Below are 14,712 nucleotides of genomic sequence, written 5' to 3' on the forward strand. Positions count from 1 at the left end.
GGTTGGCACCTTCGAATCTACGGAGAAGAGCCCCTTGGTCACCGGGAGTTGACGTGACCGGCGTCCCCGTCATGGCGGGCGAGGGTGAACCGTCCCGGCGTGTCCTCGTCCAGCCACCCCCGCTCCACCAAACGCTTCAGCTTCCCCCGCGTCCCCTCGATCTTCGCCGTGGTGGCCTCCAGTCCGATCCGCGGCACGATCTGCTTGGCCTGCAATGGACCCGGAGCATCAGCGACGATCTCCACGATGTCCCGGTACACGTCCGGCAGCACCCCAGCGACCAGGCCCTCCCGCCACGGCGGCACCGCCATCACCCCGATACCGTGAGGAGCCGGCGTTTCCCTGGGTTCCGGCGCATCGTGCGCCTCCACCTCCGGCGCCACGTCCGCAGCCGACAAGTCCGCCAGCACCTCCATCACGGTCTCCCGCGTGATCTCCAACCGCGACAGATCAGCCCGGGCCCTCTCCAGCCGGATAGCCAACTCCGCAGCCTCGGCCTGGAGTTCTTCCACCCGCTGTCGAGCCGCGGCCTCCCGCGCCTGAAGTTCTTCCGGCAACGACACCATCGCGCCCCACCTCCACCTCGCCACGGTAGAAGTACGACGACACCGCCCACACGTCAATCAGCATCTTCCCAGCTCAGCTATCCCTCGAAAGGATCCGCACCCGTCTAGGATCCAGTTCGTACGGTCGGCACAGTCCTGCACTGGACGTACTCCCTGGCCTGAGAGGGCGAATGCCGTAGCGTCGTCCGCGGCTACGACGGCCACTACAGCCACTACAGGCAGTGCCACACGCACTTCCTTGAACTGTCTCATGTCCGGCATGCAGTGCAGGTGCTCCCAAGGTCCTTCCAGGGAATCGACTTACCTCGGCCGGGTAAGTCCCCGGGGCCCGTCGCCCGCGGAGGACGTCGGCGGCGCTCGCCGTGGTCGGCCAGGCGCGGTCTCGCCTCCTGGGTGAGGTGCTTGACTGGCGCGATCGGCCCGGCTGGCGCCTCCTGGTGCGACAAAGCCGTCACACCCCAGAAGCCTGGCAATCGATCTCTGGACTCCGACTTTCCCGACGGCAACGGCCACGTTGACCCCAACCACCACTGGGGCGACAAGAGCCGTGAGTGCCAACCGGCGCACGTTGCGCGCGTCTTGACGTTCCGCCTCCCGCTCGCGCTTCATGGCCGCAATGTCGTCCTCGACGGCGTAGCCGCTCCAGTCGGTGAAGGCGAAGCGGATATTGCGGGTGAACGGGACGAGGAAGAAGGCCCTGACCTGGACGAACACAGGCAGCATGAAGGGCCACCATCGGCAGTCCACGCCGGCGCCTTCTTTGCCGGAGCGTGCGGGGCAGGTCGCGTGCACCTCACACTTTAGGGGCGATGTTGCGGCCTTGGGCGCGCGGCGAGTGCCGTCGGTCGCGTCGTCGAGAACTGCGCGGTGGTGGCGTCCTTCACGAACGGACCGTCAGGGGCGGCGGGCGATCCAGGTGGTTCGGGTGGTGTGGACGCTCAGGTCGTCGCGGCGCGCGATGCTGTGCGGCTGGGTTTCGTCCAGCAGGGCGTCCAAGGCGGCCAGGTCGTCCGCCTCCAAGACGTCAGTGGCGTGGGAGCGCAGCTTGGCCAGGCAGATCTGTGCGTAGGCGTTCAGGGACGGCCCTATCTGGGCGTAGTCGAGACGGATCTCGAAGGGGCGCCGCTCCTCAACGGTGAATCCGGCGTCCGTCAGGAAGCCGGCCCACTCGTGGGGCGGCTGAGCATTCGTGGCGGCGTGCAGGCGGGCCTCAAGGCCGGGCCTGCCGATGCCGGTGTCCTCGGGCAGGAACAGGGGGAAGAAGTCCATCTCGGTGACGGCGATGAGCCCGCGCGGGCGCAGCTGCTCGAAAGCCTGGGTGAAGGTGCGGGCTGGGTCAGCCACGTGGTGGAGGAACGCGGCGGCCCAGATCAGGTCGTACGGCCCGCGCTCACTTATCTCGGTCCAGGGCTTGTCGAGGTTCGTTTCCAGGGTGTTGATTCGCTCAGCGACGCCATGTGCGGCGGCCTGCTTGTGCAGGCGGTGCAGCATCTGGGGGGAGATATCCGCTGCCGTCACATGCGCCGATGGAAACTGGCGGGTGAGGGCGAGGCTGCCGGTGCCGGGACCGCTGCCCAGGTCCAGGATCCGGGCCGGTGGGGAGGGTGTGAGTTCCGCGAGCCGGCCGGTCAACTCCGCGATGTAGGAAGCGAGGACTTCGGCGTCCAGTTCCAGCAGGTGCGCCATCGCCATGTCGGAGCCAGTCGCCCTCTCGTGTCCTGTATGGCCGTGGGCATCGGGGTGTGTGTTCATGCTGCGACGGTAAGGCGATCATTGCCTCGATGTCATAGGCTCTTGCCGGTGGAGCAAGAAACGACATTGGACGCCACCGTCAGGATGCGGATCAGGTCCTTGCGCAAGGCGCGCGGCTGGTCGCTGGACAACCTCGCTGAGCGTGCGGGCATCAGTCCGTCGCAGCTGAGCCGCATTGAGACCGGACATCGCCGCATCAGTCTCGATCAGCTCACTGCCATCTCCGGAGCGATGGGCAAGTCGCTCGACGAGCTCGTCGAGTCCCCGGATGACTCCGACGTCGTCATCCGGCCTGACCGCGACGAGACCCGCGGACTGACCACCTGGCTCCTCACCAAGGACGACGGTGCCCAGGGGCTGACTGTCGCCAAGATGCGCATCACCGACCAGGCGGGCAGCGTCATCCCCGACGACTTGGGCGTCCATCCTGGCAGGGACTGGTTCACCGTGCTGTCCGGCACCATCGTCCTGTACCTAGGCGAACGCGTCATTCGCGTCGAGACCGGTCAGGCTGCCTCGTTCTCCACCATGACCCCGCACGCCATCCGCAGCGACCGCGGGCCCGCCGAGATCCTGGTGATCCTCGACCACAACGGCGAACGCAACCATCTCCACACCTGAGCTGACCTCAGCAGCGACGGCCGCCTCCAGCTCGTTGTCCGGGGACGGAGGCAGCCGTGGTCCGTGCATTAGACACCGTTTCTGATGGTGTAGTGGTGCGTTGGGCCGTGCATGAGGGATCTGGTTGAGCGGCTGGTGCCGGACGAGTTGTGGGTGTTGTTCCGGCGGGTGGTGCCGCCGACGGAGGTGAAGCGCCCGCAGGGCGGGGGTAAGCGGCGGTCGGGTGACCGCGCGGCCCTGGCGGCGATCATTTTCGTGGCTACCTCGGGTGCACGTGGCGGCAGCTCCCGCCGGTGTTCGGACCGGCCTGGCCCACGGTCTACCGGCGCTTCGCCCAGTGGAGCCGGGCCCGGGTGTGGGCGAAGCTCCATCGCGTCGTCCTGGATGAACTCGGCGCCAGAGGCGAGCTGGACTGGTCGCGGTGCGCGATCGACTCCGTCAGCGTCCGGGCGGCAAAAGGGGGCCGCTGACCGGACCGAATCCGACCGACCGCGGCAAACCGGGATCGAAAATCCACCTGATCACGGACCGCAACGGACTGCCCCTGTCGCTGGGCGTCTCCGGCACCAACCTGCACGACAGCCAGGGCCTTGAACCGCTCGTGCGCGGCATTCCTCCCATCCGTTCCCGCCGCGGTCCCCGTCGCCGACGGCCGGCGAATCTGCACGCCGACAAGGGCTACGACTCAGACCACCTGCGCCGATGGCTCCGCAAGCGCGGGATCGCCCACCGCATCGCCCGCAAGGGCATCGAGTCCTCGCAGCGGCTGGGCCGCCACCGCTGGGTCGTAGAGCGAACAGTGTCGTGGCTGGCAGGCTGTCGGCGCCTGCACCGCCGCTACGAACGCAGGCCCGAGCACTTTCTGGCCTTCGTCGGCATCGCCGCAGCCCTCATCTGCCACCGCCGGCTGACGACGCAGGAGCGGGCCTAGAGATCGACACGTCGGGGACGGGCGTCCTCGCGCCCGAACGCCAGCACCTGCACAAGCACCTCCCGCAGTCGCTCGATGTCCTCTTCAGGAGCATCGAGCAGTGCCTCGATCTCCGCGTTCTCCAACTCCAAGTCATCCAACGAAGCAGGGGCCAGCGACACAGTGAGCAGGTTGTCCGACAGGACCACCTCGTGGACACATCCATAGGCCGTGCCCTGGCCTTGAGTCACCAGGCAGTACGTGTCGAGGCCGAGCGACACGTTCTGACGAGACGGTTCGCCGATGTTGCTCATGAACAGGAGAAAGAAGCCCTCGCCGCCGTCGTCCTCCGCGACACCCGCCTACATGACGTCGCTGGTGCGGTCGACTCCTGCAGCTACCGCACGGGCTGTGAATCTGTAAGCCATGCCTGGGTTCTAGCAGGGGCCCCGAGCGCGACCGCAGCCAGGAGGACCATCAACAGAAACGGTGTCTAAGGATGGAGGGCTTTTCGCTGGCCTGTGGCGGCGGAACGTACGATCGCGTCAAGGAGTCGGTGGCGCTTGACGGCGTGGGTGAAGTCCGGGGCGACAGCCGTTCCGTGGATGAGGTCGTCCCGAATCGCGGCGTAGGCGTGCACCAGCGTGTGGATCACTGTTCCGGCCAGACCGGGATAGTCGTCGTAGCCGCTGGGCAGCGTGACCTTCGTAGGCCGACCGCCGCTGCGTGTGCCACACACCGTGACCGGACCGATGTGCGGGAACTCGGCGGCGGTAATCTCGAGCCTCCCCTCCGTGCCGTCGATGATCAGAGAGAACCCTGCACCCGATGCCGCGCCTCCACGGTGGTGGACGGACAGGATCGCCCCGCCCGCCACGGTGCCCGAGATCGCGATCTGGTCCTCGGCGGTCATCGGAACGACCTGCCCGGTGCGCCCGAGGGGAACGTGGCGGCGCCGGGTCGCGGTCGTAGCGACCACTTCCTGAAGCTCGCCGACGACCATCGACACCAGGTCGATCGCGTGTCCGAACGCGATGGTCAGCATCGTGGCGCCGAGCTTGCGGTCGAGCGTGTAGACCATGTTCGGAGACACTGGAGTGCCCCATTCGGTCGAAGACGCCACGACGGTGGCGGAGAGCACTTCCCCCACGAATCCTTCGGACACGAGGTCGGCCAGCCAGCGGAAGGTAGGCGAGGAGCGTCCCTGAAGACCGACGAAGGTGCGCGTGGTCCCGGCGGCACGCTCCATCTCCTCGGCCTCGCGCAGGTCGACGGCGAGCGGCCACTCGGAGAGCACCGGCACTCCCGCCTTCAGCACGGGCAACACGAGTTCGCGATGCTGGGGCACTTTGACGGCGACAACCACGAGGTCGACGTTCTCGTCGCCGGCGAGCTGCTCGACCGACGTGTACGCGGGTACGCCATACGCCGCTCCCGCGGCCTGGGCCGAGGCTTCGGAGCTCGCCGCCAGCGCGCGAAGCTCGATCCCGTCGACGGCTCTCAGCGCGGGCAGGTGAGCCCCGGCCGCCCAGCCTCCCGTGGCGCTCAGGCCGACGATGCCGACGCCGATCGACTTACGGGGGTCAGGCACCGAGCTGCCGCCTCAGGGTCTCGGCGTCGTGCAGGGCCGTCATGTGCACGAACCGCCCGTCCCGAACCTGATAGATGGCGTACTCGACGATCTCGAACGGGGCGCCGGTGGGAGCCACGCCGAGCCACTCCTTGGCGGGCGTGCCCGTGTTGGTCAGACGGGCGGCCAGGCGATCACCATCGACCGCGGTCTCCCGGGGCTCCCAGTGGAAGTCCGGGACCGCGTCGATGTCGCCGTTCAGCACAGCGATGACCTGGTCCCGAGTGCCCGGCTCGCCGTTCAGGGTGGTCTCGTCGTTGATGAACTCGTCCATGCGGGAGATCTCGTGTGCGTTGAGCGCCCCGATGTAGCGCAGGTAGAACTCGCGCAGGTCGGTGTCGGACATGATCCCCTTCTTCGGCCCCCGGAGCGGAGGTCATGCTCGGTGTTTCGCGACGGCCCTTGACGGTTTCGTCGCGGTGATCGTCGGCAGGGGGAGGACCACTGCCCGACACTTCCGTACCGGACGGTACCGAAGTTTTCCCGCACTGTCACGGCCCTCATGTGAGGAGATGTCTCACCGGGGCGAGAGAAGGGGCGCAGCCGCTAGGCGGGCCAGCCGAGCAGCGCCGTGTCGACGACTCCATCGAGCTCGGCAGGACCGAGGCCGTTGGCGGCCTGCACCGCGATGCCGAAACCCATCGTCATGATGAACCGGGCAAGACGCCGAGGGTCGGCGTTACGCGGAAGATCACCCTCGTTGACGGCGCGCCGGAAGCGCTCCTCAAGGCGGACCCCCGCGTCGTTGCGCCAGTCGACAAGCAGGTCGTGGACGGCTCGGCTCTCGTCGCTCGACGCCAGCGCACCCTGCACGGTCAGGCACCCGGATGGGCCGCCGGGAGGGGTCGTGGTGCAGACCGCTCCGCGGAGGAACGCCAAGGCCACAGCCCGTGCGGTGGGCTCCTCCAGGGCGCGCGTGGCGTAGGCGGCCGGCCCCGCGCCGTAGCGCTGGAGGGCCTTGCGGAACAACTGCTCCTTGTTGCCGAAGGCCGCATACATGCTCGTCTTGGTGATCCCCATGGCGCCGGTCAGTTCAGCGAGGCTTGCACCTTCGTAACCTCGCGCCCAGAACACCCGCATCGCCCGTTCCAGCGCCTGGTCGATGTCGAACCCTCGAGGCCGACCCATGACGGCCCTACGGGAGTTACTCATGCCACAAGCGTACCTCTCGGTACAGATCCCCGCTGGCCAGCAGTTTTATCCCCAAAAGGTGGCGAACGCAGTTCAGTACCGGTCAGTCTTGATGTGCTACTGTTCTGCACCGATCGGTACTGAACTAATGGGAAGGGAAGTCCGCGCCATGAAAACCATTTCGCTCGGCAGCCTCAAGGTCTCGCGCATCGGTCTCGGAGCCATGGGAATGTCGGCGTTCTACACCGGCGCCGGCCAGTTCGACGACGAGTCGATCCGCACGATCCACCGCGCTCTGGACCTCGGGGTCACTCATATCGACACCGCTGAGGGGTACGGCCCCTTCATCAACGAGGAGCTGGTCGGCCGGGCCGTGCAGGGGCACCGGGACGAGGTCGTGCTGGCGACCAAGTTCGGACTGATCTCCCACACCGATGGCTCGGCTCCGGACAGCACCCCGACCAACATCCGCCTGGCCGTGGAGGGATCACTGGAGCGCCTGGGTACCGACTACATCGACCTCTACTACCAGCACCGGGTGGACCCCGGCACGCCCATCGAAGAGACCGTTGGCGCGCTGGCCGAACTGGTGACCGAAGGCAAGATCCGCCACATCGGCCTGTCGGAGGCCGGCCCCGGCACGATCCGCCGCGCTCACGCCGTGCATCCGGTCACCGCGGTCCAGTCCGAATACTCGCTGTGGACCCGCGACCCGGAGGCCGAGATCCTGCCCGTCCTGCGCGAACTGGGTATCGGCTTCGTGCCGTACTCCCCGCTTGGCCGCGGCTTCCTGACCGGCAACATCCGCTCCCTGAACGATCTTGACGCCGACGACTGGCGCCGTACCAACCACCGCTTCGCCGACGGCAACCTGGAACGCAACCTGCGAATCGTCGACGAGGTCCGGGCCGTAGCCGCCGAGATCGACACCACGCCCGCGCAGGTCGCCTTGGCCTGGCTGCTCGCCCAGGGTGACGACATCGCGCCCATCCCCGGCACCAAGCGAGTCGCCCGGCTGGAGGAGAACGCCGCCGCCGACCACATCGAGCTCACCGCCAGCCACGTCACCCGCCTGAACGACCTGCCCCCGGCCTCCGGCGAGCGCTACGACGCGGACAACATGGCCGCCATCGACCGCTGATCGAAGACGTACCACCACGCACGCCGCGGGTCGGCATCCGAGCGAAGTGTGCCGCATTCCCAATGAGACTGTGCAACATGAAGTACGCAGGTCACGGATCTGGTGTGCGGGGTACTCGCGCTGGTCGTCGGCGGGTGTCCATGGTGAATATCGTCTGACCTGTCGCCAGGGCCGTTGTCGGGTTCTGCTGCGCCGACCGCCGTGCTCCTCCTACGATCCCTGACCGGGCCGGTGCCGGGAGAGCGCGGGGAGGGCGTGGGGATGCTGAAGCTGGAGCGGATCACGGCTCGCCGGAATGAACTGGACACGCTCGCCGAGGAGTTGGCCAAGCAGCTGGCGGAGGTCCAGGCCGAGCGGGAGGAGTTGGTGATCGCCGAGCGGGTCCTGCACCGGCTGGCCGAACAGGACCAGGCTGTGACGGAGGCCGCCGCAGCCGTCGCCCCGACAGCGACCCGGGTGGCGGGACGGGCGAGGAGGCCGCGCTGCCCGCTGACTACCGCAAGATCCTGGCGATCGTGCGGGCTGCCGACGGCCCGGCGCAGGTCAGGGCCGTCGGCGAGGAGCTGGGCCTTGAGGTGACGGTGCGCGGGAAGCTGGAACCGTTGCGGGCGAAGATGACCAAGCTCGCCGACCGCGGCTGGCTGCACAAGCGTCCTGACGGCAGGTTCGCCGCTCGCTCCCAGGCGTAGGGAGGCGAGTGCCGACGGGGCGTAACTGGCGGGCCCCCGGCGGCAGTTGACTTTGGTGTGAAGAAAAACAACCATCCCGTCGAGGGCCCTGACGGCCTTGTCTGCACTGCCCGCCTACCGCTGTCGAGTGCCACCCTGAACTGGCTCGCCGGCCTGATCCGCGGCCCCCTGAAGAAGATCAGGTCACGGTGGCGGGCCCTGCCTCCGTGACGGATCGGTAACTCCGTACTCCGTCCGCTCTGTTGTAGTCGAGACACCCGTCATTGGCCCGGTTGCGGAAGGTCTGGATAGGGTCGGCTTGAGGGGCTGCCGACGCTGTGCCGGCAGTAGTGCTGGCGATCAGGCAGAGCGCGGCCACCGCGTTCGGCCGAGGGATCCGAACGCGTCCGCAGCTTCGCCGAGCGAATCATGCAGGACCTGATCGAATCGGAGATCAGTCCCCACCCTTCCGCGCACGGCCAGCCGGGGTCCTGCCCTGGTGTGCCGGGCGAGCAAGCAGCCAGCGGCCCGAAGACGCGCGCCCTGTACACGGTGTGGTGAGAAGTCCCGGTCTTCCTTGCGATCCGAGGCCACAGCAACGTCAATGGAAGACACTCGGTGTCGGCCTTCCATCCGGAAGGGCCGCCCTCGTGCCGAGATTCACCCAGGGGGCGAGCAGCTGCCGCTCCCGCCTGACTCGGGGAATGGGTCGGGTGTGAGAGGGAGCGGTCCACACGTGGCAGATCCGAGTAGGCCGCCTCCCGCAGGAGTTGGGACACCTTGTGGTCTTCGTCGGCTTGGTCACAGCACGACACGGAACAGGTTCCCGGACGGGTCGACCACGGCGTCGAGGCGGAGCCCCACACGCAGGGCGGGATGCTGCGAGCGCTTCCAGGTGGCCTCGAACGTCCGGAAGCCCAGCCCGCTGACCCGTAGGACGACCACGGCACCGCCGTCGTCCCCGGTGTCCCATTCGGTCAGCTCGGTGATCTCCGCGGTCGCCGGAACCCCGAAGGCGTCGAGCCGCCGGTTGTGCCTCCGTTCGGCGGCGACGGTGAGCCCCACCGCGAAGCCCAGAGGAACGACGACCACCGTGCACACCATGCCGGTGATCATCAGGCCCCGACCGGTGAAGACGCCCAGGACCATCAGGAACGGTCCCAACAGCCCGAGCGCCACGAGAAAGAGGTACGTCCAGGCGGCCGCCCAGGAACCGACCTTCGACACCTGTGTCGGCGTGGGACCGTTCTCCCCGTCGGTCACGTCAGAGTCGCCGTCTCTCGGCCACGCCCCGCGCCAGCTGCGCCGCGAAGGCGCGCAGGGCGTCGAGACGCTCCGGGTCGTAGGGCAAGGAGTGGCGGGGCACTCCCGGCTGCCCGATGATGATCTCGATCCTGGGCTTGCGGCCGGTGCCGAACTCCAGCCGGGGTTCCTGCCAGATGTGCAGGCGGTGGGCGTCGACGAAACCGAACAACTCCAGTACCCAGCCGTCGAAGGTGAGCAGGGTGGTGTCGTTCGCCAGAACTTCGTACGGCGGTGTCGTCACGGCGTCACTCCGTCTCCCGCGTAGAGGTAGCCGCCGGGGTTGGCGGGGTCCGCGATCAGTAGTACCTGATCACCGGCGCGAGGGATGCGCAGTTTCGAAACGAGGGTCTGGAGCGTGATCGGGTCGGCGGTGACTTCGGTCAGCTGGAGGACCAGGTCGACAACGGGGTCGTAGTTGACCAGTTTGCCGGTGTCGCTGATCGTCACGACGACGGCGGGGATGGTCGGTACGCCCGTGGCGAGCAACTGCTGCACGGTGGCACCGGAGTTGTAGGCGCCGATCGACTGCTGGAGCTTGGCGTAGTCCTCGCGGCCGAGCGTCGCGCGCGTCATACGGCCGTAGAAACCCTTGCCGTCGGCCACTTGCTCTGCGATCTTGGCGGCCTTCTCCTCGCGGCTCTTGCCCTTGCCGAAGATTCCCATGCTGTGCCTGCCCTTCCGGTCCGTTCTGCCTGGTGGTGTGGACGTTAGGAGGCGGGCAGCGCCTACCGATCCCAGGTTCGACCGCCAGTTCCCCCAGGACGTACGCTCTGCCCATGCCGTCCCCGAGCCAGCCGTCGACCGGCGAGCGCTGTCCGCGTGCCATGGTCATCGACAAGGCTTGGCGAGGCCTCGGGCCGGGTCCGCAGGCGCTGAGCGGGCCCGGTGGCGCGCCGCTGACCCGGACGGTCAAGCTGATCGTGCTGCCGCTGATCGTCCGGCCCGCGTTGCGTCCGGAGCTCGCCGCCGACTTCCTCGACGCGCGGGAGGCGGAGCAACTCGAGGCGCTGATACAGGAGTCCGGTGCGGTTCTGGACGCGACGGCACGGTGGTTCACGCTGCTGAAGAAGACCCGTCGGTCGCTGGGGATCGTGGCGGGCAACCCCCAGGACCTGTATTTCCAACGGTGTTTCGAGCTGGCGACCGAGCGCGGGGCGCCGGGGCCCGGCGCGGACGCGGTGGCGAGGGTGGTACTCGAAGACGTCGTCGATGCTTTTGGTGGACGGACCGTGGAGGCGCTGAAGGAGTATCTGGCGAACGCCGCCCGGCGTGCCCGGCTCGACGCCGAACTGACAGCGGCGTGGGACGGACACGAAGCGGTACCGGGCGCCGCCGACACGGGCCTGGCGGCCGAGGTTCTCGAGGCTTGCGGTGCGGCGGGGGCTGATTCGCCAGCCTTCGCCGCCATGGTCCGGGCCAGGCACGGCAGCCTGCTCGGGCGAGCCCTGTGGGCGGCGCACCCGGCCAACGTCTGGGACCGCGCCGACGTACCCCCGCACCTCGGACTGACCGCGCACCGCGTGCCCCCGCGCCCCGAGGTCGGCCGGAGCGCCTCGACCGCCACACTCCCCGCGCCGTTCGACCGCACGCTCTTCGAGCGGCTCTTCACCGTGCTCCAGGCGTCGGCCCACCGCGAGCAACTGCCGACCGTGCCGGAGCTCGTCCGGCGGGAGGTCGACCGCAGCTGCGCCCCGCTCGGCCTCAACGACGAGAGTCTCCGCGTGACCGTCGTGCTCGGCGGCCGACTCGCGGTGGGCCTCGATCCGCTGGGCGCCGGGACCTCCGTGGCGGGGTCGACGGCGGCGCACCGCATCGTCAACAGCCGCTGGCAGCGGGAGGCTTCGGTCCTCCGAGCCCGCAGGATGACCGTCTCCCCCAGCCCCGACCCGGACGGCGGTGTCCTGAACGCCCTCGCCCAGGACCTGCGCACCCCATGGGCCGCTTACATGCGGCGCCTTTGGGTGCGGCTGTACGGGCGCGACGTCCGCGACGCGGCACTGCCCGACGCGGTATCGGCCTGGGGCGTGCTCGACGGGGTCGCCCGCTCGGTGATGATGGACCACCGCGCACGCGTCCGTACGGCACTGCGCACCCTGTCGGTGGCCGCCGAGCCCGCCGCCGAGCCGAGGAGCGCGTGATGCCTGAACGGCACTGTGCCATCACGCGAACCGAGGACTGCACCGTACGCATCGCGGGACCCTCCGCCGGTCCCACCTTCACCCGGGCCGTTCTCGAAGTCGCGGGCGCCGTCCTGGCCTGGCCCGCCCCCGACCCAACAGGTCTGCCGGCAGCGGAGATCCACGACGTGGGGCAGGCCCAGCAGTGGCTGTGGGCGGTCTACGGCGAGCGTACGGCCGCCGCGGTCGACACCGTCGCGTCGGGAGCGCCGGCCGCCGGGCTGACGCTGCCCGAGCAGCCGACCCCCCTCGCCGAGGCTGCCGCCCGCCTCGCCCTCGGGCACTGGGCGGCCCGCTGGTGGCCGACGTCGCACCTGGATGGGATTCCCGCGCTCGAACCGAACCTGCTGGGGCTGGAGATGGCCGCACTGAGCCACGAATGCCAACAACTCCTCGACGCATCAGGGGAGTTGGAGGGACTCGAACTGCTGGAGGAGCACCTGGCCGCGCTCGACCCACTGATCCGTTGGCGGCAGTCGGCGACCCCGCCGCGCCAACTGGACCGTGCCCTACGGCTCATCGATGACGCGGCCGACAAGGCCGGGCTGGACGGGGAGGCGCTACGGCGCCTCCGGTCAGCCCTGGAACGGGACCACAGGCCGACCGCCATGCCGTTCGATCTCGCCGAACTCCGTGTACGGCAGCAGGAGTTCGCCCTCGCGGCAGGTGATCTCCGCACCGCGAACGGCCGCGTGATCGCCCGAGGCTCGGGGACCAACGACTGGTGCCGCTATCCTCCCGGCTTCGTCGACGCGGCCGAGGAGGCCGTGTCCTGGACGGCGTACGCGCTCGGCGCCGGGCGGCGGATCGAGGTCGAGGTCGTCGCCGACATCGCGGCCCCCGTGGGCGGGGTGCACCTCGCGGCGGAGGTCCACGTGGACGGCAGCCCGCCGAGCCGCGTTCCGCTGGCCAGGCGGGACGACGTGTGGACCGGCCGGGCGGACCTGGACATCCCGGCCTCGACGACACCGAGCGTCGAAGTCGGCATCCTGCTGCCGGGGTTCGACCCGGGACCGGGTTCCGATGACCGTGCGGCACGTGAGGCAGTACGAGCCCTGGCCCGGCACCGGCTCAGCGTCGCGGCGGCACCGCACAACAGCGTGGCCGCACACCCGGACCCGTTCCTCGCCGAGATCGCGGCTGCCGCTGCCATGGAGGAGGACTTCTAGCCCATGCCGGAAGACTCGGAAGACGCAGCGGAACAGGAAGAGCCGGTGGCGGGGCTCAGCTACGGCGAGCCCTTCGACAGCGGCTTCGCGCTCGCCGAACGCCACCAACTCGCGCCGGATCTCCCGGCAGCACTGGCCGTCTACGGCGACCTCCTCGCCGTAGCCGCGTCGTTCGAGGATTCCCCCGACGTACAACTCCTGCGCGGGCACCTGTTGTCCGACATCGGGACGGTTCAGCTTGCGGCCACGGATCTGCCCGGGGCGGCTCTGTCCATCGGGCGGTCCCTCGACCTGGTGCGAGGCATCGCATCCGTGCCGATGGGGCCGGGCGGCCGCCGGCTGTGGCTGGAGATCCTGTTGAAGACACTGCTGGCCAGGGTCGAACTGCTGCGCAGGACCGGGCGGTTCGACGAGGCGCAGGAGGCGATGGACGAGGCGACGGCCCTGATGCCGGAGTTCGACGACCCCGCAGGGCTGCGCACCGCCGAGATCGGCCTGAGCCGGGTGCATCTGCTGATGGACCGCAGCGCGTGGGGCGCGGCCGAGGAACTGGCCTCCGCACTGCTGACCGACGCGCCATTGGCCGAGCCGTATCTGCTGGACTGTCTGGGGGTCGTCTGCGCCTCGACAGTCCGCTTCGAGCAGGCGGAGGACTACTTCGCCCGCGCGGAGGAGGCCTACCTGACACTGGGCCACCACGCGGGGCGTCAACAGGTGCTCTCCCACCGGGCGTACGCCGCGCTGCGGGCCGGTAACCTCGACCGCGCGGAGGAGTTGTACGCCACGGCCGCCGAGATCTTCGAACGGCAGGGCCAGGCCGAGGACTTGGCGGTCTGCGAACAAGCCCGCGCCGCCATCGCCGCACACCGCGGGGACGCGGCCGGCGCTGCCGCTCTGACGGCGTCCAGCCTGGCCCGCTTCCAGCAGGTCGGTGCCGCGATCGCCGCCGCCGACACCATGCTGATGGGCGCCCGGCACGCGTACGAGCGGGGCGACATCGACGAGATGAAGCGGCTCGCCCAGGGCGCGCGGGACGTGTACCAGGAGCGCGGGGTGTACGAGCGGTGCGCCCAGGTGGACCTGATGCTCGCGCGAACCCTTGAGGACAACCTGAACCAGACCGACCACGGCGTCCACGAACGCACCTCGCTCGCCGACGCGCTCTCCCTCGCCCTGCCCGCCGCCCTGACGCTGGAAGCGGCCCGCTACGACTTCGCCACCGCCCACGCCCGTAGTCAGTGGCTCCAACTGGCCGACGAAGCGATGCAGTTGGTCTTCCGCCTGGCCCTCCGCAGCAACGACCAAGGGCTGATCTTCGAGCTGGTGGAACACCGGTGCGCGGGCGCCTCCCTGGCGCTGAGCCGTACGTCCACCGCTGACAAGGCGGCGGTCTTCCCGGACGCCGCCATGAAGTCGTACGCCCCCGATGACGGCGCTCCCCTGACGCTGGGCGGCATCGCGGCCGAGACCGCCGCCTCCGTCGGCCTGCGGGTCGCACCGCCACCGAAAATCGTGATGTCGGCGGAGACGGGCGGACGTACCGCGCTCCAGGAGTACGTCCAGGCAGCCGAGTTCCGCTATCACCGGCGGATCGTGAGCGAGGAAGAGGTGCCGTTCTGTCCGCCGACCATCTGACCGACCC

17 protein-coding genes and 1 pseudogene are annotated in these 14,712 nt (G+C 69.1%); 7 read left to right on the forward strand and 11 right to left on the reverse strand.

The annotated features are described in order from the left end of the window. Window positions 1-38 precede the first annotated feature (38 nt). The 3 genes from ACIBLC_RS33825 to ACIBLC_RS33835 all read right to left on the reverse strand — a co-directional run bounded on the left by ACIBLC_RS33825 (window position 39) and on the right by ACIBLC_RS33835 (window position 2,318). Complete coding sequence (locus ACIBLC_RS33825; protein ID WP_399215189.1) at window positions 39-566, reverse strand: hypothetical protein; 528 nt, start codon at window positions 564-566, stop codon at window positions 39-41. A gap of 57 nt (window positions 567-623) precedes the next feature. Next, window positions 624-827, reverse strand: coding sequence for a DUF6207 family protein (locus ACIBLC_RS33830; RefSeq protein ID WP_399215190.1), 204 nt, complete (start codon window positions 825-827; stop codon window positions 624-626). 633 nt (window positions 828-1,460) lie between these two features. Next, window positions 1,461-2,318, reverse strand: a complete 858-nt coding sequence (locus ACIBLC_RS33835) for a class I SAM-dependent methyltransferase (protein ID WP_399215191.1) — start codon at window positions 2,316-2,318, stop codon at window positions 1,461-1,463. An 84-nt stretch (window positions 2,319-2,402) separates the two neighbouring features. Here ACIBLC_RS33835 and ACIBLC_RS33840 point away from each other — a divergent pair, with 84 nt between their 5' ends. Both ACIBLC_RS33840 and ACIBLC_RS33845 read left to right on the forward strand, forming a co-directional pair. Next, entirely contained in the window at window positions 2,403-2,939 is a 537-nt protein-coding gene (locus ACIBLC_RS33840; protein ID WP_399215226.1) for a helix-turn-helix domain-containing protein, read from the forward strand. Window positions 2,940-3,050: 111 nt separating this feature from the next. Next, window positions 3,051-3,870 (forward strand): annotated as a pseudogene (locus tag ACIBLC_RS33845) (IS5 family transposase). On the opposite strand, the gene ACIBLC_RS33850 reads toward ACIBLC_RS33845, so the two are convergent. The 4 genes from ACIBLC_RS33850 to ACIBLC_RS33865 form a co-directional block, all read right to left on the reverse strand. Next, entirely contained in the window at window positions 3,867-4,163 is a 297-nt protein-coding gene (locus ACIBLC_RS33850) for a hypothetical protein (RefSeq protein WP_399215192.1), read from the reverse strand. The pseudogene ACIBLC_RS33845 and the gene ACIBLC_RS33850 overlap by 4 nt on opposite strands. Before the next feature lie 179 nt (window positions 4,164-4,342). Next, window positions 4,343-5,440 (reverse strand): Gfo/Idh/MocA family protein, encoded by a 1,098-nt coding sequence (locus tag ACIBLC_RS33855; RefSeq protein WP_399215193.1) that lies wholly within the window; start codon window positions 5,438-5,440, stop codon window positions 4,343-4,345. Continuing rightward, window positions 5,433-5,825 (reverse strand): ester cyclase, encoded by a 393-nt coding sequence (locus ACIBLC_RS33860; RefSeq protein WP_399215194.1) that lies wholly within the window; start codon window positions 5,823-5,825, stop codon window positions 5,433-5,435. Before ACIBLC_RS33860 ends, ACIBLC_RS33855 begins: the two co-directional genes overlap by 8 nt. Before the next feature lie 200 nt (window positions 5,826-6,025). Then, a complete protein-coding gene (locus ACIBLC_RS33865) occupies window positions 6,026-6,631 on the reverse strand; it encodes a TetR/AcrR family transcriptional regulator (protein ID WP_399215195.1) in 606 nt (201 codons plus the stop codon). Between the two features lie 148 nt (window positions 6,632-6,779). On the opposite strand from ACIBLC_RS33865, the gene ACIBLC_RS33870 reads away from it, so the two are divergent. Further along, window positions 6,780-7,751, forward strand: coding sequence for an aldo/keto reductase (locus ACIBLC_RS33870; protein WP_399215196.1), 972 nt, complete (start codon window positions 6,780-6,782; stop codon window positions 7,749-7,751). Window positions 7,752-7,961: 210 nt separating this feature from the next. On the opposite strand, the gene ACIBLC_RS33875 is transcribed toward ACIBLC_RS33870, so the two are convergent. After that, a complete protein-coding gene (locus ACIBLC_RS33875) occupies window positions 7,962-8,141 on the reverse strand; it encodes a hypothetical protein (RefSeq protein WP_399215197.1) in 180 nt (59 codons plus the stop codon). A 125-nt stretch (window positions 8,142-8,266) separates the two neighbouring features. Between ACIBLC_RS33875 and ACIBLC_RS33880 the strand changes: the two genes are divergently transcribed. Then, window positions 8,267-8,440: a hypothetical protein gene (locus ACIBLC_RS33880; RefSeq protein WP_399215198.1), complete on the forward strand. Its 174-nt coding sequence runs from the start codon at window positions 8,267-8,269 to the stop codon at window positions 8,438-8,440. Between the two features lie 780 nt (window positions 8,441-9,220). Here ACIBLC_RS33880 and ACIBLC_RS33885 read toward each other — a convergent pair. Genes ACIBLC_RS33885 through ACIBLC_RS33895 form a run of 3 tightly spaced genes read right to left on the reverse strand, consistent with a single transcriptional unit; the run spans window position 9,221 to window position 10,387 of the window. Then, entirely contained in the window at window positions 9,221-9,682 is a 462-nt protein-coding gene (locus ACIBLC_RS33885; RefSeq protein WP_399215199.1) for a hypothetical protein, read from the reverse strand. 1 nt (window position 9,683) lies between these two features. Further along, a complete protein-coding gene (locus ACIBLC_RS33890; protein WP_399215200.1) occupies window positions 9,684-9,965 on the reverse strand; it encodes a hypothetical protein in 282 nt (93 codons plus the stop codon). Continuing rightward, window positions 9,962-10,387 (reverse strand): hypothetical protein, encoded by a 426-nt coding sequence (locus ACIBLC_RS33895; protein ID WP_399215201.1) that lies wholly within the window; start codon window positions 10,385-10,387, stop codon window positions 9,962-9,964. The genes ACIBLC_RS33890 and ACIBLC_RS33895 overlap by 4 nt, the downstream gene beginning before the upstream one ends. A 113-nt stretch (window positions 10,388-10,500) precedes the next feature. On the opposite strand from ACIBLC_RS33895, the gene ACIBLC_RS33900 reads away from it, so the two are divergent. From ACIBLC_RS33900 to ACIBLC_RS33910, 3 genes are read left to right on the forward strand one after another with little or no spacing between them, the layout of a single operon-like run. Beyond that, window positions 10,501-11,862, forward strand: coding sequence for a hypothetical protein (locus ACIBLC_RS33900; RefSeq protein WP_399215202.1), 1,362 nt, complete (start codon window positions 10,501-10,503; stop codon window positions 11,860-11,862). Then, window positions 11,862-13,070, forward strand: a complete 1,209-nt coding sequence (locus tag ACIBLC_RS33905; RefSeq protein WP_399215204.1) for a hypothetical protein — start codon at window positions 11,862-11,864, stop codon at window positions 13,068-13,070. Before ACIBLC_RS33900 ends, ACIBLC_RS33905 begins: the two co-directional genes overlap by 1 nt. A gap of 3 nt (window positions 13,071-13,073) precedes the next feature. Continuing rightward, the gene (locus ACIBLC_RS33910; RefSeq protein WP_399215205.1) at window positions 13,074-14,705 is read left to right on the forward strand and encodes a hypothetical protein; all 1,632 of its coding nucleotides are present in this window, start codon (window positions 13,074-13,076) and stop codon (window positions 14,703-14,705) included. The last annotated feature ends 7 nt before the right edge of the window (window positions 14,706-14,712 follow it).

Origin of the sequence: Streptomyces sp. NPDC050535 (genome assembly GCF_044457665.1) — a bacterium.
Classification (GTDB): Bacteria; Actinomycetota; Actinomycetes; order Streptomycetales; family Streptomycetaceae; genus Streptomyces.